The sequence below is a fragment of the Streptomyces sp. NPDC090108 genome (assembly GCF_044747185.1).
In the GTDB taxonomy this organism is placed as follows: Bacteria; Actinomycetota; Actinomycetes; order Streptomycetales; family Streptomycetaceae; genus Streptomyces.
Genome location: NZ_JBIVDQ010000005.1, coordinates 713,740 through 736,793, shown reverse-complemented (window position 1 = coordinate 736,793; position 23,054 = coordinate 713,740). Strand labels below are relative to the sequence as shown.

Annotated in this window: 19 protein-coding genes; 8 read left to right on the top strand and 11 right to left on the bottom strand. The window is 71.0% G+C overall.

What is annotated here, in order from left to right; all coding sequences use genetic code 11:
• Positions 1-50: 50 nt before the first annotated feature.
• Entirely contained in the window at positions 51-1,055 is a 1,005-nt protein-coding gene (locus ACIPRD_RS21470) for a heme o synthase (RefSeq protein WP_401565061.1), read from the bottom strand.
• Between the two features lie 372 nt (positions 1,056-1,427).
• Here ACIPRD_RS21470 and tkt point away from each other — a divergent pair, with 372 nt between their 5' ends.
• The 5 genes from tkt to pgl are packed head-to-tail and all read left to right on the top strand — an operon-like array spanning position 1,428 to position 8,084.
• On the top strand, positions 1,428-3,530 hold the full coding sequence (gene tkt, locus ACIPRD_RS21465) for a transketolase (protein ID WP_401565058.1): 2,103 nt from the start codon (positions 1,428-1,430) through the stop codon (positions 3,528-3,530).
• 34 nt (positions 3,531-3,564) lie between these two features.
• A complete protein-coding gene (gene tal, locus ACIPRD_RS21460; protein ID WP_356398818.1) occupies positions 3,565-4,683 on the top strand; it encodes a transaldolase in 1,119 nt (372 codons plus the stop codon).
• A gap of 1 nt (position 4,684) precedes the next feature.
• Complete coding sequence (gene zwf, locus ACIPRD_RS21455; RefSeq protein ID WP_356398816.1) at positions 4,685-6,223, top strand: glucose-6-phosphate dehydrogenase; 1,539 nt, start codon at positions 4,685-4,687, stop codon at positions 6,221-6,223.
• Complete coding sequence (gene opcA, locus ACIPRD_RS21450; protein WP_401565055.1) at positions 6,220-7,305, top strand: glucose-6-phosphate dehydrogenase assembly protein OpcA; 1,086 nt, start codon at positions 6,220-6,222, stop codon at positions 7,303-7,305. Before zwf ends, opcA begins: the two co-directional genes overlap by 4 nt.
• On the top strand, positions 7,302-8,084 hold the full coding sequence (gene pgl, locus ACIPRD_RS21445; protein WP_356398812.1) for a 6-phosphogluconolactonase: 783 nt from the start codon (positions 7,302-7,304) through the stop codon (positions 8,082-8,084). Before opcA ends, pgl begins: the two co-directional genes overlap by 4 nt.
• 71 nt (positions 8,085-8,155) lie before the next feature.
• Here pgl and ACIPRD_RS21440 read toward each other — a convergent pair whose 3' ends face one another.
• The 4 genes from ACIPRD_RS21440 to ACIPRD_RS21425 form a co-directional block, all read right to left on the bottom strand.
• Positions 8,156-8,995: a carbohydrate ABC transporter permease gene (locus ACIPRD_RS21440; protein WP_356398810.1), complete on the bottom strand. Its 840-nt coding sequence runs from the start codon at positions 8,993-8,995 to the stop codon at positions 8,156-8,158.
• Entirely contained in the window at positions 8,992-10,353 is a 1,362-nt protein-coding gene (locus ACIPRD_RS21435) for an ABC transporter permease subunit (protein WP_401565051.1), read from the bottom strand. Before ACIPRD_RS21435 ends, ACIPRD_RS21440 begins: the two co-directional genes overlap by 4 nt.
• 8 nt (positions 10,354-10,361) lie before the next feature.
• A complete protein-coding gene (locus tag ACIPRD_RS21430) occupies positions 10,362-11,696 on the bottom strand; it encodes an ABC transporter substrate-binding protein (protein WP_401565180.1) in 1,335 nt (444 codons plus the stop codon).
• 205 nt (positions 11,697-11,901) lie between these two features.
• Positions 11,902-13,170, bottom strand: a complete 1,269-nt coding sequence (locus tag ACIPRD_RS21425; RefSeq protein ID WP_356398806.1) for an ABC transporter substrate-binding protein — start codon at positions 13,168-13,170, stop codon at positions 11,902-11,904.
• A gap of 122 nt (positions 13,171-13,292) precedes the next feature.
• Between ACIPRD_RS21425 and ACIPRD_RS21420 the strand changes: the two genes are divergently transcribed.
• Genes ACIPRD_RS21420 through ACIPRD_RS21410 form a run of 3 tightly spaced genes read left to right on the top strand, consistent with a single transcriptional unit; the run spans position 13,293 to position 16,891 of the window.
• Positions 13,293-13,808, top strand: a complete 516-nt coding sequence (locus ACIPRD_RS21420; protein ID WP_356398804.1) for a PadR family transcriptional regulator — start codon at positions 13,293-13,295, stop codon at positions 13,806-13,808.
• Positions 13,805-14,557, top strand: coding sequence for an ABC transporter ATP-binding protein (locus ACIPRD_RS21415; RefSeq protein WP_401565047.1), 753 nt, complete (start codon positions 13,805-13,807; stop codon positions 14,555-14,557). Before ACIPRD_RS21420 ends, ACIPRD_RS21415 begins: the two co-directional genes overlap by 4 nt.
• A gap of 51 nt (positions 14,558-14,608) precedes the next feature.
• Positions 14,609-16,891, top strand: a complete 2,283-nt coding sequence (locus ACIPRD_RS21410; RefSeq protein ID WP_401565045.1) for an FtsX-like permease family protein — start codon at positions 14,609-14,611, stop codon at positions 16,889-16,891.
• 129 nt (positions 16,892-17,020) lie between these two features.
• Here ACIPRD_RS21410 and pgi read toward each other — a convergent pair whose 3' ends face one another.
• From pgi to gap, 6 genes are all read right to left on the bottom strand, one after another.
• Positions 17,021-18,673, bottom strand: coding sequence for a glucose-6-phosphate isomerase (gene pgi, locus ACIPRD_RS21405; protein WP_356398798.1), 1,653 nt, complete (start codon positions 18,671-18,673; stop codon positions 17,021-17,023).
• Positions 18,674-18,861: 188 nt separating this feature from the next.
• Positions 18,862-19,197, bottom strand: a complete 336-nt coding sequence (locus tag ACIPRD_RS21400; RefSeq protein WP_003957010.1) for an RNA polymerase-binding protein RbpA — start codon at positions 19,195-19,197, stop codon at positions 18,862-18,864.
• 237 nt (positions 19,198-19,434) lie between these two features.
• Positions 19,435-19,671, bottom strand: coding sequence for a preprotein translocase subunit SecG (secG, locus tag ACIPRD_RS21395; protein WP_356398796.1), 237 nt, complete (start codon positions 19,669-19,671; stop codon positions 19,435-19,437).
• A 107-nt stretch (positions 19,672-19,778) separates the two neighbouring features.
• Positions 19,779-20,534, bottom strand: coding sequence for a triose-phosphate isomerase (gene tpiA / locus ACIPRD_RS21390; RefSeq protein ID WP_401565177.1), 756 nt, complete (start codon positions 20,532-20,534; stop codon positions 19,779-19,781).
• A 24-nt stretch (positions 20,535-20,558) separates the two neighbouring features.
• Positions 20,559-21,770, bottom strand: a complete 1,212-nt coding sequence (locus tag ACIPRD_RS21385) for a phosphoglycerate kinase (RefSeq protein WP_356398792.1) — start codon at positions 21,768-21,770, stop codon at positions 20,559-20,561.
• Positions 21,771-21,905: 135 nt separating this feature from the next.
• Positions 21,906-22,916 carry a type I glyceraldehyde-3-phosphate dehydrogenase gene (gap, locus tag ACIPRD_RS21380; RefSeq protein ID WP_356398790.1) on the bottom strand — a complete coding sequence of 337 codons (1,011 nt, stop codon included), beginning with the start codon at positions 22,914-22,916 and terminating at the stop codon, positions 21,906-21,908.
• Positions 22,917-23,054: the final 138 nt, after the last annotated feature.

Below are 23,054 nucleotides of genomic sequence, written 5' to 3'. Positions count from 1 at the left end.
CTTGACCACGCACCCCTCCCGTCGGAGCGAAGGGCGGAACCGCAGGGGGACTACCGCAGGAAGGGGTCCACCGCGACCGCGACGAAGAGGATCGACACATAGGTGATGGACCAGTGGAACAGCCGCATCTCCTTGAGCTTCACCCCGGTCACCTCGGCCCTGGCCCGGTTCTGCAGGCCGTGCGCCTCCCAGAGCCAGAAGCCGCCGGACGCCAGCGCGACCGCGGTGTAGAACCAGCCGGTGTAGCCGAGCGGCTGGAGCAGCAGGGAGACGGCGACCATCACCCAGCTGTAGATGACGATCTGCCGGGCGACCACCTTGTTGGAGGCGATGACCGGGAGCATCGGCACGCCCACGCGCGCGTAGTCCTCCTTGACCTTCATGGACAGCGGCCAGTAATGCGGCGGGGTCCAGAAGAACATGACGAGGAAGAGGACGACCGGCGCCCAGGACATCGAGTCCGTGACGGACGACCAGCCGATCAGCACCGGAAGGCAGCCGGCGATTCCGCCCCACACGATGTTCTGCGAGGTGCGCCTTTTGAGGATCATCGTGTAGACGACGACGTAGAAAAGGAGCGCACCGAGCGACAGCCAAGCGGACAGCCAATTGACGGTGAATCCGAACAGCAATGTGGAGACGACCGCGAGCGTGATGCCGAATGCCAGGCACTCGCGCGGGCTCACCAGGCCGGTCACCAGCGGACGCTGCGAGGTGCGGTCCATCAGCGCGTCGATGTCGCGGTCGATGTACATGTTCAGCGCGTTCGCGCCGCCCGCGGACAGATAGCCACCGAGGCAGGTGAGCAGGACCAGCCTCAGGTCCGGCACCCCTTGCTGCGCCAGGAACATCACCGGAACGGTGGTGATGAGCAGCAGCTCGATGATCCGCGGCTTGGTCAGCGCCACGAAGCCCTTGACGCGGGCCCCGAACGACCGGTTGACCGGGTCCTGGCCCGTGCCACCGAGCTCCTCCATGGCCTGGACGGCAGGGGTGGTTCCCCGAACCGCTGGACGGGATTCGACGGCCGTCACGCACACCCCTGACAGAGACATCCCAGCGAACCTCCCCGTGATGAGGTCCGTGGTATCGGACAGGAGGCTCGCGCGTACCACGCCACTTTAGACGTTGCCCAGACCCCGGCCTTCGCGGGGGTCGGCTCGTGTTGGCGAAGGCCTCGTCCGAGGTGCCGAAGGGCTCGATTGAGCAGTCAGATGAGCGGCTCCGTATTCATGTGCCGAATGCGTTGTCGGCCAGTCGGGAGGCGGATCGCGCGGACTCCCGGCAGTCTGGAATGACTCGAAAAAACGCACGTCCTCGCGGGGGTAGGCTCGACACGGCCGGTGGGCAGGCAGCGCACCGGCGGCCGGGTGGGCAGACGCCCCGCAGACCGGCGACCCATATGTGGAGAGGAGCCCTGAACCAGGGTGAGCACCAAGCCGACCACCACAGACCTTGACTGGACCGAGCTCGACCAGCGGGCCGTGGACACCGCCCGTGTCCTGGCCGCCGACGCCGTACAGAAGGTCGGCAACGGCCATCCCGGTACGGCGATGAGCCTGGCCCCGGCCGCCTACACCCTCTTCCAGAAGGTGATGCGGCACGACCCCGCGGACCCGCAGTGGGTCGGCCGGGACCGCTTCGTCCTGTCCGCCGGACACTCGTCCCTGACTCTCTACACGCAGCTCTACCTGGCCGGCTTCGGCCTGGAGCTGGACGACCTGAAGTCCTTCCGCACCTGGGGCTCGAAGACCCCGGGCCACCCGGAGTACGGCCACACCAAGGGCGTCGAGACCACCACCGGCCCGCTGGGCCAGGGTGTGGCGAACGCGGTCGGCATGGCGATGGACTCCCGCTTCGAGCGCGGCCTGTTCGACCCCGACGCCGCGCAGGGCGAGTCGCCCTTCGACCACTACGTCTTCTGCATCGCCGGTGACGGCTGCCTGCAGGAGGGCGTCTCCTCCGAGGCGTCCTCGCTCGCCGGCCACCAGAAGCTCGGCAACCTCGTCCTGCTGTGGGACGACAACCACATCTCGATCGAGGGCGACACCGAGACGGCCGTGTCCGAGGACACGATGAAGCGGTACGAGGCGTACGGCTGGCACGTGCAGCGCGTCGACTCCAAGGACAACGGCGACATCGACCCGCACGCCCTGTACGAGGCGGTCGAGAAGGCCAAGGCGGTCACCGACCGGCCGTCCTTCATCGCCATGCGCACGATCATCGCCTGGCCCGCCCCCAACGCGCAGGACACCGAGGCCGCGCACGGCTCGGCGCTCGGCGACGACGAGGTCGCGGCCACCAAGCGCGTCCTCGGCTTCGACCCGGAGAAGACCTTCGAGGTCACCGACGAGGTCCTCGCCCACACCCGGCAGGCCCTCGACCGCGGCCGCCAGGCCAAGGCCGAGTGGGACAAGACCTTCCAGGAGTGGCGCGACCGCAACCCCGAGCGCGCGGCCGAGTTCGACCGCATCAGCAAGGGTGAGCTGCCCACCGGCTGGGAGGAGAAGGTCCCGGTCTTCGAGACGGGCAAGGGCGTCGCGACCCGTGCCGCCTCCGGCAAGGTGCTGCAGGCGCTCGGTCCGGTCATCCCCGAGCTGTGGGGCGGCTCCGCCGACCTCGCCGGGTCGAACAACACGACCATCGACAAGGACAGCTCCTTCCTGCCGGCGGGCAACCCGCTGCCGGAGGCGAACCCGTACGGCCGTACCGTCCACTTCGGCATCCGCGAGTTCGCGATGGCCGCGGAGATGAACGGCATCACGCTGGCCGGCAACACCCGCGTCTACGGCGGCACCTTCCTGGTGTTCTCCGACTACATGCGCAACGCCGTGCGCATGTCCGCGCTGATGCACCTGCCGGTGACGTACGTGTGGACGCACGACTCCATCGGCCTCGGCGAGGACGGCCCGACCCACCAGCCGGTCGAGCACCTGGCCGCGCTGCGCGCCATCCCCGGTCTGAACGTCGTCCGCCCGGCGGACGCCAACGAGACCGCCATCGCCTGGACCGAGGTCCTCAAGCGCTGGACCAAGGAGTACGGCAAGGGCCAGCCGCACGGCCTGGTGCTGAGCCGCCAGGGCCTGCCGACCTACGAGCCGAACGACGACGCCGCGCGCGGCGGCTACGTGATGTTCGAGGCCGAGGGCGCCGACGGGCAGCACGCCGAGCCGCAGGTCGTCCTGATCGCCACCGGTTCCGAGGTGCACGTGGCCGTCGCGGCCCGCGAGCGGCTCCAGGCCGAGGGCGTCCCCACCCGCGTGGTGTCCATGCCGTGCGTGGAGTGGTTCGACCAGCAGGACCAGGCGTACCGGGACTCCGTGCTGCCGCCGTCCGTGAAGGCGCGCGTCGCCGTGGAGGCCGGCATCGGCCTGACCTGGTACCGCTTCGTGGGCGACGCGGGCCGGATCGTCTCCCTGGAGCACTTCGGTGCTTCCGCCGACGGCAAGGTGCTGTTCGAGGAGTTCGGCTTCACTCCGGAGAACGTGGCCGCCCAGGCCCGGGAATCCCTCGCCGCCGCCCGGCGCTGACGCTCATATACGACACGTAGGAGATGCAATTCCGATGACAGACGCACTCAAGCGCCTCTCCGAAGAAGGCGTCGCGATCTGGCTGGACGACCTGTCGCGCAAGCGGATCACGTCCGGCAACCTCGCCGAGCTGATCGACCAGCAGCACGTCGTGGGCGTCACCACCAACCCGACGATCTTCCAGAAGGCCATCAGCAGCGGTGACGGCTACGAGCAGCAGCTCGCCGACCTCGCCGCCCGCAAGGTGACCGTGGAAGAGGCCATCCGCATGATCACCACGGCGGACGTCCGCGACGCCGCCGACATCCTGCGCCCGGTCTTCGACGCCACCGACGGCCAGGACGGCCGGGTCTCCATCGAGGTGGACCCGCGCCTGGCGCACAACACCCGGGCGACCGTCGCCGAGGCCAAGCAGCTGGCCTGGCTGGTGGACCGCCCCAACACCCTGATCAAGATCCCGGCCACCAAGGCGGGTCTGCCGGCGATCGCCGAGGTCATCGGCCTCGGCATCAGCGTCAACGTCACGCTGATCTTCTCGCTGGAGCGCTACCGCGCGGTCATGGACGCCTACCTCACCGGCCTGGAGAAGGCCAAGGAGCGCGGCCTGGACCTGTCGCTGATCCGTTCCGTGGCGTCCTTCTTCGTGTCCCGCGTGGACTCGGAGATCGACAAGCGCCTGAAGGCCGTCGGTACCGACGAGGCCGAGGAACTGCGCGGGAAGGCCGCCCTGGCCAACGCCCGCCTCGCCTACCAGGCGTACGAGGAGGTCTTCTCCTCCGACCGCTGGAAGGCCCTGGCCGCCGCCGGCGCCAACAAGCAGCGTCCGCTGTGGGCGTCGACCGGTGTGAAGGACCCGTCCTTCCCGGACACCATGTACGTCACCGAGCTGGTCGCGCCGAACACGGTCAACACCATGCCGGAGGCCACCCTGGAGGCCACCGACGACCACGGCGAGATCACCGGCGACACCGTCACCGGCACCTACGAGCAGGCCCGCGCCGAGCTCGACGCCGTGGAGAAGCTCGGCATCTCCTACGACGACGTCGTCCAGGTCCTGGAGGACGAGGGCGTGGAGAAGTTCGAGGCGTCCTGGAACGATCTGCTCAAGTCGACGGAGGCGGAGCTCAAGCGCCTCGCCCCTACGGAGGGCTGAGTTGTCCCGTCTTCCTGGTACCGGAGCGAACCCGCTCCGTGACCCCGCGGACCGACGGCTCCCGCGCATCGCGGGGCCGTCGGGCCTGGTCATCTTCGGTGTGACCGGCGACCTGTCCCGCAAGAAGCTCATGCCCGCGGTGTACGACCTCGCCAACCGTGGTCTGCTGCCGCCGGGCTTCTCGCTGGTGGGCTTCGCCCGTCGCGAGTGGGCGCACGAGGACTTCGCCGCCGAGGTGCACGACGCCGTCAAGGCGCACGCCCGTACGCCGTTCCGTGAGGAGGTCTGGCAGCAGCTCATCCAGGGGATGCGCTTCGTCCAGGGCACCTTCGACGACGACGACGCATTCGAGCGGCTGCGCGGCACCATCGAGGAGCTCGACAAGGCGCAGGGCACGGGCGGCAACTTCGCCTTCTATCTGTCGGTGCCGCCGCGCTCCTTCCCCGTGGTCATCCAGCAGCTGAAGAAGCACGGCCTGACCGACCAGAGCGGTGGCTCCTGGCGGCGCGCGGTCATCGAGAAGCCGTTCGGCCACGACCTGAAGTCGGCCGAGGAGCTGAACAAGGTCGTGCACGAGGTGTTCGAGCCGGACCAGGTGTTCCGGATCGACCACTACCTCGGCAAGGAGACCGTCCAGAACATCCTGGCGCTGCGCTTCGCCAACACGATGTTCGAGCCGATCTGGAACCGGTCCTTCGTGGACCACGTGCAGATCACGATGGCCGAGGACATCGGCGTCGGCGGCCGCGCGGGGTACTACGACGGCATCGGCGCCGCCCGTGACGTCATCCAGAACCACCTGCTCCAGCTGCTCGCGCTCACCGCGATGGAGGAGCCCGCCTCCTTCGGCGCGGACGCGCTGGCCGCGGAGAAGACCAAGGTGCTCGGCGCCGTCCGGCTGCCGAAGGACCTGGGCCGGCACTCCGTGCGCGGACAGTACGCGGCGGGCTGGCAGGGTGGCGAGAAGGTCATCGGCTACCTCGAAGAGGACGGGATCGACCCGGAGTCGAAGACCGACACCTACGCCGCGATCAAGGTGGGCATCGACAACCGCCGCTGGGCGGGCGTCCCCTTCTACCTGCGCACCGGAAAGCGGCTCGGCCGCCGGGTCACGGAGATCGCGGTCGTCTTCAAGGCGGCCCCGCACTCCCCGTTCGACCACACGGCGACCGAGGAGCTGGGCGAGAACGCGATCGTGATCCGCGTCCAGCCGGACGAGGGCATCACGGTCCGCTTCGGCTCGAAGGTGCCGGGCACCTCGATGGAGATCCGGGACGTGTCCATGGACTTCGCCTACGGCGAGTCGTTCACGGAGTCGAGCCCGGAGGCGTACGAGCGGCTGATCCTGGACGTGCTGCTCGGTGACTCCAACCTGTTCCCGCGCACCGAGGAGGTCGAGCGGTCCTGGGAGATCCTCGACCCGATCGAGGAGTACTGGGACACGCACGGCAAGCCCGCGCAGTACAAGTCGGGCACGTGGGGTCCGGCGGAAGCCGACGAGATGCTCGCACGAGACGGACGGAGCTGGCGCCGGCCATGAAGATAGACCTGACCGACACCACCGCCGGTGAGATCAACAAGGCGCTCGTGCAGGGCCGCCGTGCCATCGGCACTCCCGCCGTGGGCATGGTCCTGACCCTCGTCATCGTCACCGACGAGGAGAACGCCTACGACGCCCTGAAGGCCGCCAACGACGCCTCGCGCGAGCACCCCTCGCGCACGGTGGTGGTCATCAAGCGCGTCTCCCGTTCCCCGCGCGACCGCAGCACCTCGCGGGTCGACGCCGAGGTACGGGTGGGCGCGGAGGCCGGCACCGGCGAGACGGCGATCCTGCGGCTGCACGGCGAGGTCGCCGACCACGCCGACTCGGTCGTGCTGCCGCTGCTGCTCCCCGACGCCCCGGTGGTGGTGTGGTGGCCGGTGAACGCGCCGCTGGACCCGGCCGAGGATCCCCTCGGGGCGCTGGCCCAGCGCCGGGTCACCGACACCTACGCGTCGGAGCAGCCGGTGCGGGACCTGTCGGCCCGTGCCGCGGCCTACACCCCCGGTGACACCGACCTGTCCTGGACCCGGATCACGCCGTGGCGCTCCATGCTGGCGGCGGCCCTGGACCAGGTGACGTGCACGGTGAAGGCCGTCGAGGTGGAGGGCGAGGAGTTCAACCCGAGCTGCGAGCTGCTGGCGATGTGGCTCGCGGACCGGCTGCACGTGCCCGTGCGGCGGACACTGTCGGCGGGCCCCGGCCTGACGGCGGTCCGGCTGGACACCAGCCACGGCCCGATCACCCTGGACCGGGCGGACGGCTCGCTGGCCACCCTGTCCATCGAGGGCCAGCCGGCCCGCGCGGTCGCGCTCAAGCGGCGGGACACCGCCGAGCTGATCGCGGAGGAGCTGCGCCGGCTCGACCCGGACGACACCTACGCGGCGGCGCTGCGCTTCGGCGTGGAGCGGCTGAGGTCCGGGGACCGGGCCGCTTCCGCGGAGGCGGCCGGGGCCCCGGAGGCGTCCGCCGCGGTGGCGGAACCGGCCGCGTCCGAGGACCCGGTGGTCCAGGCTCCGCAGGAGCTGGAGAAGAAGGCGGCCGCCAAGCCGTTCCCTTCCAAGAAGGCGGCGTCGAAGTGAGCACTCCCCAGCTGGTCGTGCACCGCGACAAGGAGCTGATGGCCCAGGCGGCCGCGGCCCGTCTGATCACGAAGATCGTGGACGCGCAGGCCTCCCAGGGGCACGCGTCCGTGGTCCTCACGGGCGGCCGCAACGGCAACGGGCTGCTGGCCGCGCTGGCGGCGTCCCCCGCGCGGGACGCCGTCGACTGGGGCCGGCTGGACCTGTGGTGGGGCGACGAGCGGTACCTCCCCGAGGGGGACCCGGAGCGCAACTACACGCAGGCCCGCGAGATCCTGCTGGACTCCGTACCGCTGGACCCGGCGCGCGTGCACCCCATGCCCGCGTCCGACGGCCCGTGGGGTGCGGACGTCGACGCGGCGGCCGAGGCGTACGCGGCGGAGCTGGCCAAGGCCGCGGGTCCGGAGGACCACGCGCTGGTGCCGGCCTTCGACGTGCTGATGCTGGGCGTCGGCCCGGACACGCACGTGGCGTCGCTCTTCCCCGAGCTGCCCGCCGTGCGGGAGACCGAGCGCACGGTGGTGGGCGTCCACGGCGCCCCGAAGCCGCCGCCGACCCGGGTCTCGCTGACCCTGCCCGCGATCCGCTCGGCCCGTGAGGTCTGGCTGCTCGCGGCGGGCGAGGACAAGGCGGAGGCGGTGGCCATCGCGCTGTCCGGCGCGGGCGAGATCCAGGCTCCGGCCGCGGGGGCCACCGGGCGTGCCCGCACCCTGTGGCTGCTGGACACGACGGCGGCGTCCCAGCTGCCGCGTTCGCTGTACCCGCCGGCCTCGCCGTGAGCGAGCCGTCATGAGTGAGGGGCGGCGGAGGACCTCGGGTCCTCCGCCGCCCCTTCTCCTCGGTGGGCCCGTTACTTGACGGAGCCGGCCATGACTCCCTGCACGAAGTGCCGCTGGAACGCGAAGAACACGGCCACGGGCACGATCAGGGACAGGAAGGCGCCCGGTGCCAGCACGTCGATGTTGCTGCCGAACTGGCGTATCTGGGACTGGAGTTCCACGGTCAGCGGCTGGGCGGAGCTGTCGGCGAACAGCAGGGCGACCAGCATGTCGTTCCAGACCCACAGGAACTGGAAGATGGCGAGGCTGGCGATGGCCGGGCGGCCGACCGGCAGGACCAGACTCACGAAGATGCGCCACTCGCCGCCGCCGTCCATGCGGGCGGCCTCCAGCATCTCCTTCGGCATCTCGGCGAAGTAGTTGCGCAGCAGGAACACCGCGAACGGCAGGCCGTAGGCCACGTGGAAGAGGACGACACCGGGGATCGTGCCGAACAGGCCGAGCGCGCCGAAGAGTTTGGCCACCGGCAGCAGGCCGATCTGGACCGGCACCACCAGCAGGGCCACCACCAGCAGGAACAGCGGTTCGCGGCCGGGGAAGTCCAGCCAGGCGAAGGCGTATCCGGCGAGGGCCGCGATGACGACGACCAGCACGGTCGCCGGCACCGAGATCAGCACGGTGTTCCAGAACGCCTGTGTCATCCCGGAGTTCTTCAGCAGCGCCGTGTAGTTGTCGAAGGACAGCTGCCCGGGGCTCGCCAGGGCCGTCCACCAGCCGCCCTTCGCGGTGTCCCGGGCCGAGCGCAGGGAGGAGACGAAGAGTCCCGCGAGCGGGGTGAGCCAGAGCAGGCCGGTCACCACGAGGAACGCCTGGACCAGGCCATTGCCCAGGCCGCGCCGGACCGCGTTCATCGCTGACTCCTTCGGAAGCGGCGGACGTTGAGGACCATCGCGGGGACCACCAGCAGCAGGAGCAGCACGCCGAGGGCGCTGCCGAGTCCCTGGTCGTTGCCGCCGCCGAAGGAGACCAGCCACATCTGGGTGGCGAGCACGGTGGCGTCCTCCTGCACCGGCCCGGGCGCGATGACGTAGACGAGGTCGAAGACCTTCATCACGTTGATCACGAGGGTCACGAGGACGACCGTCAGGACGGGCGCCAGCAGCGGGACGGTGATGCGGCGGAAGATCTGCCACTCGTTGGCCCCGTCGATCCGGGCCGCCTCCAGGGCGTCCCGGGGCAGTGCCGCGAGGCCCGCGCCGATCAGGACCATCGCGAAGCCGGTCCAGATCCACAGGTAGGCGCCGATGATCGCCGGGGTGACCAGGGCCGGGCCGAGCCAGGAGACGCCCTGGTAGGGCGGGGCGAAGTTCGAGCCCGGCAGCCTCAGCGTGTACGGGCCCGTGCGCAGCCCGGTGAAGCGGAAGGAGCCGTCGGCCGCGGTGGTCGTGCTCGCGACCGTGCCGCCGCCGCGCACCGCCTCGACCTTCATCCCCGGCAGGCCGCTCTCCCGCGGGTCGGCCCGGCCCTGCCTCCCTCCCCCGCCGGGGGTGAAGTCCAGCCAGACGACACCGCGCAGTTCGCCGGCCGCCGCCGCGCGCGGGGCCGCGGCCGCGGGCGCTGCTCCCTCGGGCAGATCGCCGGGCAGCACGCCGACCATCGGGAACGTCACCGAGTGGCCCGGTGAGACCGTCGCCGTGGTGGCGTACGAACCGTCGTGGCCCTGGGTCACCCCCTGCCCCTCGCGTGCCCGTGCCGAGGGGTAGGACGAGGTGCCCTCGAAGGTGTCGTGGACGGCGACGACGGCCGCGTCGAGCACCCCCTTGTCGGGGTCCTCGTCGTAGGCGAGCCGGAAGACGATGCCGGCGGCGAGGAAGGAGACGGCCATCGGCATGAACAGCAGGAGTTTGAAGGCGGTGGCCCAGCGGACCTTCTCGACGAGGACGGCCAGGACCAGGCCGAGCCCGGTCAGCAGGGCCGGGGCCACGACGACCCAGACGGCGGTGTTCCGGATGGCCTTCAGGGTGGCCGGGTCGCGGAACATCTCGGTGTAGTTGCCGCCGCCCACGAACCGGGTGCCGGAGGCGTCGAAGAAGCTGCGGCCGACGGAGAACAGCACCGGGTAGACGACGAGCGCGCCGAGCAGCAGCAGTGCGGGGAACACGAAGAGGAGGGCGACGGCGCGGCCGCGGCGCCGGGCGCGGCGCCCGGTGGGCGCCGCGCCGGCGGCCGGCGGGCCCGCCTGCTCCTTGACGGGGGGTGAGGCGGTCATCTGTCCGCTCAGCCCTGGTAGGCCTTGGCCGCGGCGGCCTCCAGCTTCGCGGCGGTGCCCTTCGCGTCGGAGGGGTCGCGCAGGAAGTCCTGGAGGAGCTTCCACTCGCCGGCGCCCTTCGTGCCGCCGAAGGCCGCGGGGGCCTGGTCGGACATGTCGAAGCGGACCGCGTTCGCGTCACCGGCGCCGATCAGGGACTTGGCGGTGGCGCGGGTGACGTCGTCGCCGTAGGAGGCGAGGTCGAGCTTCTTGTCCGGGGACAGGAAGCCGCCGGCCTTCGCCCACACGGCGGCCGCCTCGGGCGTGGCCAGGAACTCCACGAGCTTCATTCCGGCCTTCGCGTTCTTGCCGGACTTGAGGACGACGGCGGCGTCACCGCCGCTGACGACGGGCGCCGATCCGCCGTCGACCGCCGGGAAGGGGAAGAAGTCGGCGTCCTTGCCGACGGTCTTCCCGAACTGGTCGTGGGCGACGCCCGCGACGAAGTCGCCCTCGTAGACCATGCCGGCCTCGGGCTCGGGTCCGAAGACCTTCTCCACCGAGCCGGGGAAGTCGGTGCCGAGCGCCTCCTTCTGGCCGCCCGCGACGAGCTGCTTGTCCTCGAAGAGCCTGCCGAGCGTGGTGAGCGCCTTGACCACGGTGGGGTCGGTCCACTTCAGCTTGTGGGCGGCGAGGGCGTCGTACTTCTCGGGGCCGGCCTGGGAGAGGTAGACGTTCTCGAACCAGTCGGTGAGGGTCCAGCCGTCCTGTCCGGCGACGGAGAAGGCGGCGAGGCCGGAGTCGGAGACGGTGTGCCCGGCCTTCAGCATGTCCGCGTAGGTCGTGGGCGGCTTGACGCCGGCCTGGGCGAGGGCGCTGGGGCTGTACCAGACGGTCGACTTGTGGGCGGCCTTGAAGTAGAGGCCGTACAGCTTGCCGCCGACGCTGCCGTAGTTCTTCCACACCGGCGCGAAGTCGGCGGAGATGCTCCGGTCCGCGGTCGTGGACAGCGGTTCGAGCCAGCCCTGCTTCGCGAACTGCTGGAGGACGCCTACCTGCGGGACCATGACGACGTCGGGGGCGTTGCCGCCCTCGATCTTGCTGCCGACGACGGTGGAGACGTTGTCGCCGGTGGAGGTGAACTGGGTCTTCGCGCCGGTCTTCGCGGTGAACGCGTCCAGCACCTTCTGGAAGTTCTTCTGCTCGCTGCCGGACCAGACGCCGGCCACGGTGACGGTCTGGCCGCTGAGCGCCTTGTCGCCGCCGCCCGCGGCGACCGGGGTGCCGCTGCCGCAGGCGGTCGCGCCGAGCGCCAGGGTGAGGGCGGTGCAGCCGGTGAGCCAGCTGGTACGTCGTCGCATCATCATCGATACACCTGTCTCGTGAAGGGCAGCAGCAATGCATGCATGTTAGGTAGGCGTTTCACGAGGGTGTCAATGAAAAGAACAGCGGCCATCGCCGAGTTGGGCCCTGAAATGAGGACTTGTCCGGTCGATCCACGCCCAGTTGAGATGCTGGCGTTACCTAACAGGTAACTAGAGAGCCGGGCGCGTGCACCACCGTCGCCGGCTAGCGGTGGGCCACGGCGTCGAGTTCCCTGGCCAGTCGCCGTACCGCGGCGTCGGGCGTCTCGCGTCCGGCCAGCGCGTCCTGCATCACCGCCTGCACCACCAGGCTGACCTGGTCGTAGTGCGGGCTCTTGGGGCGCGGGGCGGCGGTGAGGACGGCGGTGCGCAGGGTCGGCAGGTAGGGGAACCGCGTCACGAGACCGGGGTCCTCGTAGAGCGCGGCGCGCACGGGCGGCAGCGCGCCCCGGGTGAGCACCTCGCGCTGCACGCGCTCGCTCGTCAGGTAGGCGATCAGCCGGGTGGCCGAACCGGGGTGCCGGGCATGGGTGTTGACGGCCAGGTCGGAGCCGCCCAGCACGCTCGTCCCGGGCCCGTGCGGCCCCGGCAGCGGTACGGCGCCGATCCGGCCGGCGACCTTGGAGCCGGGGGCCGAGGCGACGGCGTACGCGTAGGGCCAGTTGCGCAGGAAGAGCAGCCGGCCGTCCTGGAAGGCGCGCTTGGACTCCTCCTCCTTGTACGTCAGCGCCTCCTTCGGGATCCAGCCCTCGCGAAGGCCCCGGGCGAGGAAGCCGATGCCCTCGCGGGCGGCGTCCGAGTCGACGGTGACGCGGGTGCCCTCGCCGCCGAGGATCGAGCCGCCCGCCGAGTAGACGGCCTCGGCCGCGTTGACGGTCAGCCCCTCGTAGGGCAGGAACTGGCCCGCGTAGCCGTCGAGTCCGTACCGGGGCGCGACGGTCCTCGCGTCGTGCTCCAGCTCGGCCCAGGTGCGCGGCGGCCGCACACCCGCCTTCGCGAGGACGTCCTTGCGGTACAGCAGCAGACCGGCGTTGGTGACGTACGGGACGGCGTAGAGCCGGCCGTCGTAGGTGGCGGTGTCCACCACCGGGGGCAGGAAGCTCTTCAGCGGGAAGCGGTCCCGGGGCAGCGGGCGTATCCAGCCGGCCGCCGCGAACTCCGAGGTCCAGTTGACGTCGATGTTGAGCACGTCGAAGCGGCCCCGGTCGCCGCCGCGCAGGTCGGTGGTCATCTGCGCGTGGGTCTCGTCGGCGGAGTCCGGCAGTTCGACGAGGGTGACCCGCTCGCCGGGGTGGGCGCGGTTCCAGCCCTGGAGCAGCGGCCCCAGATAGCCGGTCAGATCGCCGGCGGTGGCCAGGGTGAGCGGGCCCCGGCCGTCGCCGCCCTGCCCGGCACGGGCGCCGGAGGCGACACAACCGGTCAGGATCACGGCCAGAACGAGAAGTCCCCTACCGGCGGCGCGCACCCACCGCATAGGTTCCTCCCCGCGCACCGGTACCGGGCACCGCCGCCCGGGGACAGACGCCATGTATACCCGCTGGACGATGGGCGATACTAGGGCGTGCGGCACATCACGCGGACAGGAGGACAGCACGAGTGCGTCTGCCCCTCCTGGCGCTCCTGGCACGCGGCCCCGCCCACGGCTACGAGCTGAAGCAGGACCTTGAGCAACTGCTGGGCTCCGCGTACCCTCAGCCGAACGTCGGCCAGATCTACGTCACCCTCGGCCGCCTCGAGAAGTCGGGGCTGATCGAGGGCGAGGACGTCGAACAGGCCGGCCGGCCCAACAAGAAGGTCTACCACCTCACCGACGCCGGGCGGGAGGCGCTGCACGCCTGGTTCGAGGAGACCGAGAACGAGCCGCGGGTACGGGACGAGTTCTTCATGAAGCTCGCCGTCGCCCCGCGGACCGGTCTCGCGGACCAGATCGCCCTCATCAACCGGCAGCGGCGCCAGTACCTCAACACCATGCGGGACCTGTCGCGGCTGGCCGCGGCCGAGGACCGCGACAACCGGGTCGCCCATCTGCTCATCGAGGGCGCGATGCTGCACCTGCAGGCCGACCTCGACTGGCTGGAGCGGTGCCAGGAGGAGCTGGAGGGGCTTCGGTGAGTGACGGCGGGCCCCCAGTGCTGCGGGCCGAGGGCCTGGTGAAGACCCATCACGGCGAGGGCGCGCCCGCGCGTGCCGTGCGCGGGGTCGGTCTGAGCGTGGCCCGGGGCGAGTTCGTGGCCGTCACCGGGCCGTCCGGGGCCGGGAAGTCGACGCTGCTGCATCTGCTCGGCGGGCTGCTGCGGCCCGACGAGGGCAGCATCTGGCTCGACGGCCGCTGCACGGACTCCTTCGGCGAGGCCCGCTGGGCGGTGGAGCGCCGCAGATCCATCGGGATCGTCTTCCAGTTCTTCAACCTGGTGTCGAACCTGTCGGTCGCCGACAACGTCGAACTGCCCGCCCTGCTCGCCGGGACCGCCCCGAAGCGGGCCCGGGCCGAACGCGCGGCGCTCCTCGCGGAACTGGGCCTGGAGGGCAAGGAGCGCAGCATGCCGGGCGAGCTGTCCGGCGGGGAGCAGCAGCGGGTCACGCTGGCCCGCGCGCTGGTCAACCATCCGCCGCTGCTGCTCGCCGACGAGCCCGCCGGCAGCCTCGACAGCAAGGGGACCCGGGAGGTGATGCGGCTGCTGTCCCGCTTCCACGGGCGCGGGCAGAGCATCGTCCTGGTCACCCACGACGCCCGGCTGGCGAGCGCCGCCGACCGGGTGATCAGCTTCTTCGACGGGCGGATAGCCGACGACGCCGCGCTGGAGAGCGCGCCGCCCCGCGGACGCTCCGGGATCTCCGGCGTACTGGAACTGAGGGACTGACCGTGGTGGACGACCGTCCGGCCCGCCGGCCCCGCACGAGGGGCTGAGCCCGTGCGTGCCACCCTGCGCTGGGCCCACTCCGATCTGCGCGCGCACCGGGGCGAGGCGCTGTTCCTCACGCTCGCCACCGCCGGCATCGTCGCGTCGCTGCTGCTGGCCGCCGCCCTCTTCGGCTATGCGACCAACCCCTGGGAGCGCACCTTCGCGCAGGCCCGCGGGGCGCACGTGTGGATCCACACCCTGCCCTCCGCCGACGCCCGCGAACTGGCGCGGCTGGACGGTGTCACGGCGGTCGCCGGTCCCTACCCGACCGAGGCCACGACCGTCGCCGCCCGGGGCGTGCGGGCCTCGGTGGAGCTGCGGGCCACCGGGCGCCCGCCCTCGGTCGGCCGCCCGCTGCTCACCGCGGGCCACTGGCCTGACCCGGCCGAACCGGACGGGGTGGTGCTGGAGAGCGGGCTCGCCCGGGCCCTGCTGGCCGAACCGGGCGACACCCTCACCCTGCCGGGCACCGCCCGCAGGCTCACCGTCGAGGGCGTCGCCGACAGCGCCGAGCCGCCGTACAGTCCGGGCGAGCAGCCGGGCCTGATCTGGGCGCCGCCGTCCGCCGTGCGCGCCGCCGGGGGCGAGGTGACGGGCCTGCGCCTGCGGGACCCGGCCGACACCGACTACGCGGTGCAGCGCGCGGTGACCGTGCTGGGCGCGGGCGCGGTCGGCGAGGTCTCCACCTGGGAGCAGGCACGGGCCGAGGCGCAGGGCGACAACCGGCTGCTGGGCCAGGTGCTCGGCCTGTTCGGGCTGGGTGCGCTGGCGGCCGCGGGGCTCGCCGTGCACGGGGCGATCGGCACCCGGATCCGCGGTCATCTGCGGGACATCTCGGTGCTGAAGGCGATCGGCTTCACCCCCGCCCAGGTGGTGCGGATCTTCCTGCTCCAGCATCTGGCGTACGCCGTGCTGGGCGCGCTGGGCGCCGCCCTGCTCATCGAGGGGCGCGGTGCCCGGATCCCGGGGCGGCTCGGCGACGCGGTGGACGTGTGGCGGGGGCTGCCCGGGCACGGCATGACCGTGGGTGCCGTCGCGGTGGGCACGGTGCTGTTCATCGGCCTGACGACGGGCCTGGCGGCCTGGCGGGCGGGGCGGGTGCCGCCGGTTCCGGTGCCGCGTCCGTCGGCCCCGGCGGGCGGCTCGCTCACCGGCGCGGCCCGGTGGGCGCTGGGACTGCGGGTGCCGGCCGCTCTGGTTCTCGGCTGCCACAAGGCGTTCTCGGGGCGGGGCCGTTCGCTGGCCACGCTGGCCCGGCTGGCGCTTCCGCTGCTGCTGATCGTGGTGGCGCTCAGCGCGTGGACGACCATCGACGGCTTCCGCACCAGCCCGGCCCGGATGGGCCTGCCGGCCGCGCTCACGGTCCGCTCGGACGGGGCCCTGGACGACGGCCGGGTACGGGCCCTGCTGGCGGAGAACCCCCGGATCGCCGAGGCCTGTCCGGGGGTGGAGGTGGCCGCGCTGGTCCCCGGCCAGACCGGGACCATCGCTCTGCGCGGCCTCGGCACGCGCGCCCGGCCGTACCCCTACGCGCTCGCCGAGGGCCGTGTCCCGAGCGGTCCGGACGAGGCGGTGGCCGGCCAGGGGCTGCTGGACCTGCTGCATGTGCGGGTCGGCGACTGGGTGCGGATGACGGTCGGGACACGGCCGCAGATCCTGCACATCGTGGGGCGCGTCATCGAGCCGCGGAACGCGGGCCGGGTGGTGACGGCCTCGCTGGACACCCTGCGCGCCAACGACCCCGGACTGGCGGCGGCCTTCTACCAGCTCCGCCTCCGTCCGGGCGCCGACCCCGGCCGGGTGGCGGCCGGTCTCGCCGCGGCCGGTGCCGGGCACCTGGACGTGCATCCCGTGACCAATCCGGCGGACGGGCTGTCCCCGCTGCGCGCGGTGGTGGCCGGGCTGGTCGCCGTGCTGGCGCTCATCGGCCTGGTCGAGCTGCTCGGGGCGATCGGCGGGACCGTCCGCGAGAGCGAGCGGGACGTCCTCGCGCTGCGGGCGATCGGCATGTCACCGCGCCAGATCACCACGATCACCGTCACCGCGACGGGCTGTACGGCCCTCGGGGCGGCCGTCGCCGCCACGGTGCTGGGGCTGCCGCTGGCGCACCGGCTGATCGACGCCGAGGGCGACTCCAGCGGGATCGGCGCGGGCATCGCCCGGTCGCCCTCCCCCGGACTGCTGCTGCTGACAGGCGCGGGGGCCGTGCTGGGAGCGGCCGCGCTGGCCGCGCTGCCCGCGGCGAGATCGGCACGGCGCCGGCTGACCGGCACGCTGAGCGCGGTGGCGTGACGCCCGGTCAGGAACCGGCTGCCCGCCAGACGCCCTGACCTGCCCGCCGGTACAGGACACCCGCACCTGGCCTCCCGGTACGGGACACCCGCACCCGCCCCGGGCGGGCGGCGGGTGCGGGAGGCCGGGTCAGCTACGGCCGCGCAGCTCGCGGTACTTGGCGACGAGGGCCGTGGTGGAGGGGTCGAGGCCGGGCACGTCGGAGCCCTCGGTCAGAGCGGGCTCGATGCGCTTGGCGAGCACCTTGCCGAGCTCCACGCCCCACTGGTCGAAGGAGTCGATGTCCCAGACCGCGCCCTGCACGAACACCTTGTGCTCGTAGAGGGCGATCAGCTGGCCGAGCACCGACGGCGTCAGCTCGCGCGCGAGGATGGTGGTGGTGGGGCGGTCGCCCTGGAAGGTCTTGTGCGCGACCAGTTCCTCGGGCACGCCCTCCGCCCGGACCTCCTCGGCGGTCTTGCCGAAGGCCAGGGCCTGGGTCTGCGCGAAGAAGTTGGCCATCAGCAGGTCGTGCTGGTCCCGGAGGGCGCCGCTCAGCTCGGCGACCGGCTCGGCGAAGCCGATGAAGTCGGCCGGGACGAGCTTGGTGCCCTGGTGGATGAGCTGGTAGTAGGCGTGCTGGCCGTTGGTGCCCGGGGTGCCCCAGACGACGGGGCCGGTCTGCCAGTCGACCTCCTTGCCGTCCCGCGCCACGTGCTTGCCGTTGGACTCCATGTCCAGCTGCTGGAGGTAGGCGGTGAACCGCGACAGGTAGTGGCTGTACGGCAGGACGGCGTGCGACTGGGCGTCGTGGAAGTTGTCGTACCAGATGCCCAGCAGGCCCAGCAGGAGCGGGACGTTGGCCTCGGCCGGGGCGGTGCGGAAGTGCTCGTCGACGAGGTGGAAGCCGTCCAGCATCTCGCGGAAGCGGTCCGGGCCGACGGCGATCATCAGGGACAGGCCGATGGCGGAGTCGAAGGAGTAGCGGCCGCCGACCCAGTCCCAGAACTCGAACATGTTGGCCGTGTCGATGCCGAACCCGGCGACCTTCTCGGCGTTGGTCGACAGCGCCACGAAGTGCTTGGCGACGGCCGCTTCGTCCCCGAGGGCGTCGAGCAGCCAGGTGCGCGCGGAGGTGGCGTTGGTGATCGTCTCGATGGTGGTGAACGTCTTGGAGGCGATGATGAACAGCGTCTCCTCCGGGTCCAGGTCCCGGGTGGCCTCGTGCAGGTCGGCGCCGTCCACGTTGGAGACGAAGCGGACGGTGAGGTCGCGGTCGGTGAAGCCGCGCAGCACCTCGTAGGCCATCGCGGGGCCGAGGTCGGAGCCGCCGATGCCGACGTTGACCACGTTCTTGATCCGCTTGCCGGTGTGACCGGTCCACTCGCCGGAGCGGACCCGCTCGGCGAAGGCGGCCATCTTGTCGAGCACGGCGTGCACGGCCGGGACGACGTTCTCGCCGTCGACCTCGATCACCGCGTCGCGCGGGGCGCGCAGGGCGGTGTGCAGCACGGCCCGGTCCTCGGTCGTGTTGATCTTCTCGCCGCGGAACATGGCGTCCCGCAGGCCGAAGACACCGGTGGCCGCGGCCAGCTCGCGCAGCAGCCGCAGCGTCTCGTCGTTGACCAGGTGCTTCGAGTAGTCGATGTACAGATCACCGACCTGGAGGGTGTACCCGGTGCCGCGCTCCGGATCGGCGGCGAACAGGTCCCGCAGGCGGGTGTCCGACAGCTCCTCGCGGTGCTTGGTGAGAGCGGCCCACTCGGGCGTCCGGTTGAGCCGGGTACGGGTGTCTGCGTTCATTTCCGTTTTCCGCCTTCTTTCCTGTACCTGTCCGCTTGCGCACCTTGCCCCGCGGCGGGTCCAACCTAGTTGATCAGGCCGGGGCGGGGGCCGTCGTGACACCGCCGGCGGGGCACCCGGACGTACATCGGGACAGCGCACCGGAGAAGAAGGCCAGGAAAACCCGGGAGCGGCCCGGGGAACAACTTCTAGATCTCGCCCCGCAGTTTGGCGAGCGCCTCGGCGAGGATCGCCTCGCCGTCCGCGTCGCTGCGCCGCTCCCGCACATAGGCGAGGTGCGTCTTGTACGGCTCGGTGCGCGGCGGGTCCGGCGGGTTGTCCCGGTCCTGTCCGGCGGGGAAGCCGCAGCGCGGGCAGTCCCAGGTGTCGGGGACCTGCGCGTCGCTGGCGAAACTGGGCTGTGTCTCGTGCCCGTTGGAGCACCAGAAGGAGATGCGCAGCCGGGGTGCGGACTCGCCGCGCTCGGCCTCGCCCATCGGCCCCGCCCCGACCCGGCTTCCCCGGATCGCGTTGCCACTTGCCACGGTCGTAACTCCCTGCGTGATGGTGCCGCGAAGCGAGTCGGCGTGACGCTTCGCCGCGAGCGCCTCAGTCTACGTAAGGCCCAACGCGCGTCCAGGGATTGGAGTTACCGACCAACCCCGCACCTAGACGCAAGCCCCATGATAGGCCGCGCTCAGGAGCGCGTACCGAACATGGGGCCTTACGTACGGAATGTATGTGCTTGTGAGACGATGATCAGCTGTTCGCCTGAGAGCGTTTCAGCTGTTCGACTTCATCAGGATGCTCAGCACGATGATGGAGGCGAACCACAGCAGGCCGATCACGATGGTGATGCGGTCCAGGTTGCGCTCGGCGACCGAGGAGCCGCCGACGGACGACTGCATGCCGCCACCGAACATGTCGGAGAGGCCGCCGCCCTTCCCCTTGTGCATCAGCACCAGCAGCATCAGCAACAGGCTGAAGACGATCAGGGCGATCGAGAACCCCAGAACCACGGCTGGACCAACTTCCTCGGATTCGGATGGACTGCGGGGGCACAGCACCAGGCTGTGCCCCCGCAAGGGTACGACGTATCGCCGCTACCGCCTACTCACGGTCCGTCCTACTGATCGCGGAACCGCACGATCTTGACGAACTCGTCGGTGTCGAGCGAGGCACCGCCGACCAGGGCGCCGTCGATGTCGGGCTGCGCCATGATCTCGGCGACGTTGCCGGCCTTCACGGAGCCGCCGTACTGGATGCGGACCTTGTCGGCGACGTCCTGGGAGTACAGCTCGGCGATCTTGCCGCGGACGGCCGCGCAGACCTCCTGCGCGTCCTCGGTGCCGCAGACCTTGCCGGTGCCGATGGCCCACACCGGCTCGTAGGCGATCACCATGGTCTCGACCTGCTCGGCCGGGACGTCCTTCAGACCGCCTTCGAGCTGGCCGAGGGTGTGGGCGACGTGGTTGCCCGCCTCACGGACGTCCAGCTCCTCGCCGACGCACAGGATCGGGGTCAGGCCGTGCTTGACGGCGGCCTTGACCTTGGCGTTCACCACGTCGTCGGTCTCGTCGTGGTACTGCCGGCGCTCGGAGTGGCCGATCACCACGAAGGTGCACTTCAGCTTGGCCAGCATCGGCCCGGAGATCTCGCCGGTGTAGGCGCCGGAGTCGTGCCGGGAGATGTCCTGGGCGCCGTACTTGATCTTGAGCTTGTCGCCGTCGACCAGGGTCTGCACGGAGCGCAGGTCGGTGAAGGGCGGCAGGACGGCGACCTCTACGGCGTCGTAGTCCTTGTCGGCCAGGGCGAAGGCGAGCTTCTGGACGTGGGCGATGGCCTCGAGGTGGTTGAGGTTCATCTTCCAGTTGCCCGCCATCAGCGGCGTGCGCGTGCTCACAGGTCAGTCCTCCAGTGCGGCGAGACCGGGGAGCGTCTTGCCCTCGAGGTATTCGAGGGAGGCGCCGCCGCCGGTCGAGATGTGGCCGAATGCGTTCTCGTCGAAACCGAGCGTACGCACGGCGGCGGCGGAGTCACCGCCGCCGACGACGGTGAAGCCGTCCGAGTCGACGAGAGCCTGGGCGACCGCCTTGGTGCCCTCGGCGTAGTCGGGGTGCTCGAAGACGCCCATGGGACCGTTCCAGAAGACGGTCTCGGCGTCGGCGAGCTTCGAGGCGTAGAGCTCCCGGGTCCTCGGGCCGATGTCCAGGCCCTCCTGGTCGGCGGGGATCTTGTCCGAGTCGACCACGGTGTACCGGGCCGGCGCCTTGGTCTTCAGGTCCGGGAAGTCCGGGGAGACCAGGACGTCGACCGGCAGGACCAGCTCGACGCCGCTCTTCTCGGCGCGCTCCATGTACTCCTTGACTGCCGGGATCTGGTCCTCCTGGAGGAGGGAGATGCCGACCTCGTGGCCCTTGGCCTTGAGGAAGGTGTAGGCCATGCCGCCGCCGATCAGCAGGCGGTCGGCCTTGTCGAGGAGCTTGTCGATCACGGCGAGCTTGTCGGAGACCTTGGCGCCGCCGAGCACGACCACGTACGGGCGCTTGACGTCCTCGGTGAGCTTCTTCAGGACGCCGACCTCATTGGCGATCAGGTAGCCGGCGTAGTGCGGCAGCCGGGCCGGGAGGTCGTACACGGACGCGTGCTTGCGGTGCACCGCGCCGAAGCCGTCACCGACGTAGACGTCGGCGAGGGCGGCCAGCCGGTCGGCGAACTCGGCGCGCTCGGTGTCGTCCTTGGAGGTCTCGCCGGGGTTGAAGCGCAGGTTCTCGACGACCGCGACCTGGCCGGGCTCCAGACCGTCGACGGCCGCGTGGGCGGCGGGGCCGACGGTGTCCTCCGCGAAGGCGACCGGGGCGCCGAGGAGTTCACCGAGCCGCTCGGCGGCGGGCAGCAGCGAGAAGGCCGGGTCCGGGGCGCCCTTGGGGCGCCCGAGGTGCGAGGCGACGATCACCTTGGCACCCGCGTCCGCGAGGGCCTTGACGGTGGGCAGTACGGCGCGGATGCGGCCGTCGTCGGTGATGACCCCGTCGGCCAGGGGCACGTTGAGGTCGGCGCGGACGAATACCCGCTTGCCGTCGACACCGTCGGCGAGAAGTTCGTCGATCGTCTTCATATGAGTGGACTCCTGAGGAGGGCTCGTGATGCCCCTGATCGTAAAAGGCCGTGGTCCGTGCGCGAGACAGGGCCCGGGCAGCGCGGCCGTGCGCTGCCCGGGCCCTGCTATCGCTTCAAGGTCCTGCTGGGTCGATCAGAGCTGGCCGCCGACGAAGACCGTGAGGTCCACGAGGCGGTTGGAGTAGCCCCACTCGTTGTCGTACCAGCCGAGGATCTTCACCGTGTTGCCGTCCTGGACCATGGTCAGGGACGAGTCGAAGGTGCAGGAGGCCGGGTCGCCGACGATGTCCGAGGAGACGATCGGGTCCTCGGTGTAGGCGAGGAAGCCCTTGAGGGCGCCGTCCTCGGAGGCCTTCTTGAACGCGGCGTTGACCTCGTCCTTGGTGACCTCGCGCTGGAGCTCCACGACCAGGTCGGTGGCCGAGCCGGTCGGGACCGGGACGCGCATGGCGATGCCGTCCAGCTTGCCCTTCAGCTGCGGCAGGACCAGCGCGGTGGCCTTGGCGGCACCGGTGGTGGTCGGGATGATGTTCTCGGCGGCGGCGCGGGCGCGGCGCAGGTCCGAGTGCGGGAAGTCCAGGATGCGCTGGTCGTTGGTGTACGCGTGCACCGTGGTCATCAGACCGCTGACGATGCCGAAGTTCTCGTCCAGGACCTTCGCCATCGGCGCCACACAGTTGGTGGTGCAGGAGGCGTTGGAGATGACGTGGTCCGTCTCCGGGTTGTACTTGTCCTGGTTGACACCCATGACGATGGTGATGTCCTCGTTCTTGGCCGGAGCCGAGATGAGGACCTTCTTGGCGCCGCCGGCCAGGTGCTTGGCGGCGTCGTCGCGCTTGGTGAAGATGCCGGTCGACTCGATGACGATGTCGACGCCCAGCTCGCCCCACGGGATGTCCGCCGGGTTGCGCTCGGAGAGCACCTTGATGGTGTGACCGTCGACCGTGATCGTGTCGGCGGTGTGCGTGACCTCAGCCTTGAGGCGGCCCAGGATCGTGTCGTACTTGAGCAGGTGCGCGGTGGTCGCGGTGTCACCCAGGTCGTTGACGGCCACGACCTCGATGTCGGCACCCTGCTCCAGCAGTGCGCGGAAGTAGTTACGCCCGATACGGCCGAAGCCGTTGATGCCTACGCGGATCGTCACGAACCGATCTCCTCGTTGGTACGCCGGCCATGCGGTGCCGGCGAGCTGTATTTGGGATGTCCCCGACCACCCACGACCCTACCCCTCCGGGGGCCCCGCAGTGACATCGAGATGCCGCATACAAGGGCAGGCGGTCCG

Coding starts and splice junctions, on each gene's coding strand:
- ACIPRD_RS21470 (WP_401565061.1), bottom strand. CDS start 1,055: ATGTCTCTGTCAGGGGTGTGCGTGACGGCCGTCGAATCCCGTCCAGCG.
- tal (WP_356398818.1), top strand. CDS start 3,565: ATGACAGACGCACTCAAGCGCCTCTCCGAAGAAGGCGTCGCGATCTGG.
- opcA (WP_401565055.1), top strand. CDS start 6,220: ATGAAGATAGACCTGACCGACACCACCGCCGGTGAGATCAACAAGGCG.
- ACIPRD_RS21440 (WP_356398810.1), bottom strand. CDS start 8,995: ATGAACGCGGTCCGGCGCGGCCTGGGCAATGGCCTGGTCCAGGCGTTC.
- ACIPRD_RS21435 (WP_401565051.1), bottom strand. CDS start 10,353: ATGACCGCCTCACCCCCCGTCAAGGAGCAGGCGGGCCCGCCGGCCGCC.
- ACIPRD_RS21430 (WP_401565180.1), bottom strand. CDS start 11,696: ATGATGCGACGACGTACCAGCTGGCTCACCGGCTGCACCGCCCTCACC.
- ACIPRD_RS21425 (WP_356398806.1), bottom strand. CDS start 13,170: ATGCGGTGGGTGCGCGCCGCCGGTAGGGGACTTCTCGTTCTGGCCGTG.
- pgi (WP_356398798.1), bottom strand. CDS start 18,673: ATGAACGCAGACACCCGTACCCGGCTCAACCGGACGCCCGAGTGGGCC.
- tpiA (WP_401565177.1), bottom strand. CDS start 20,534: ATGGCGGGCAACTGGAAGATGAACCTCAACCACCTCGAGGCCATCGCC.
- ACIPRD_RS21385 (WP_356398792.1), bottom strand. CDS start 21,770: ATGAAGACGATCGACGAACTTCTCGCCGACGGTGTCGACGGCAAGCGG.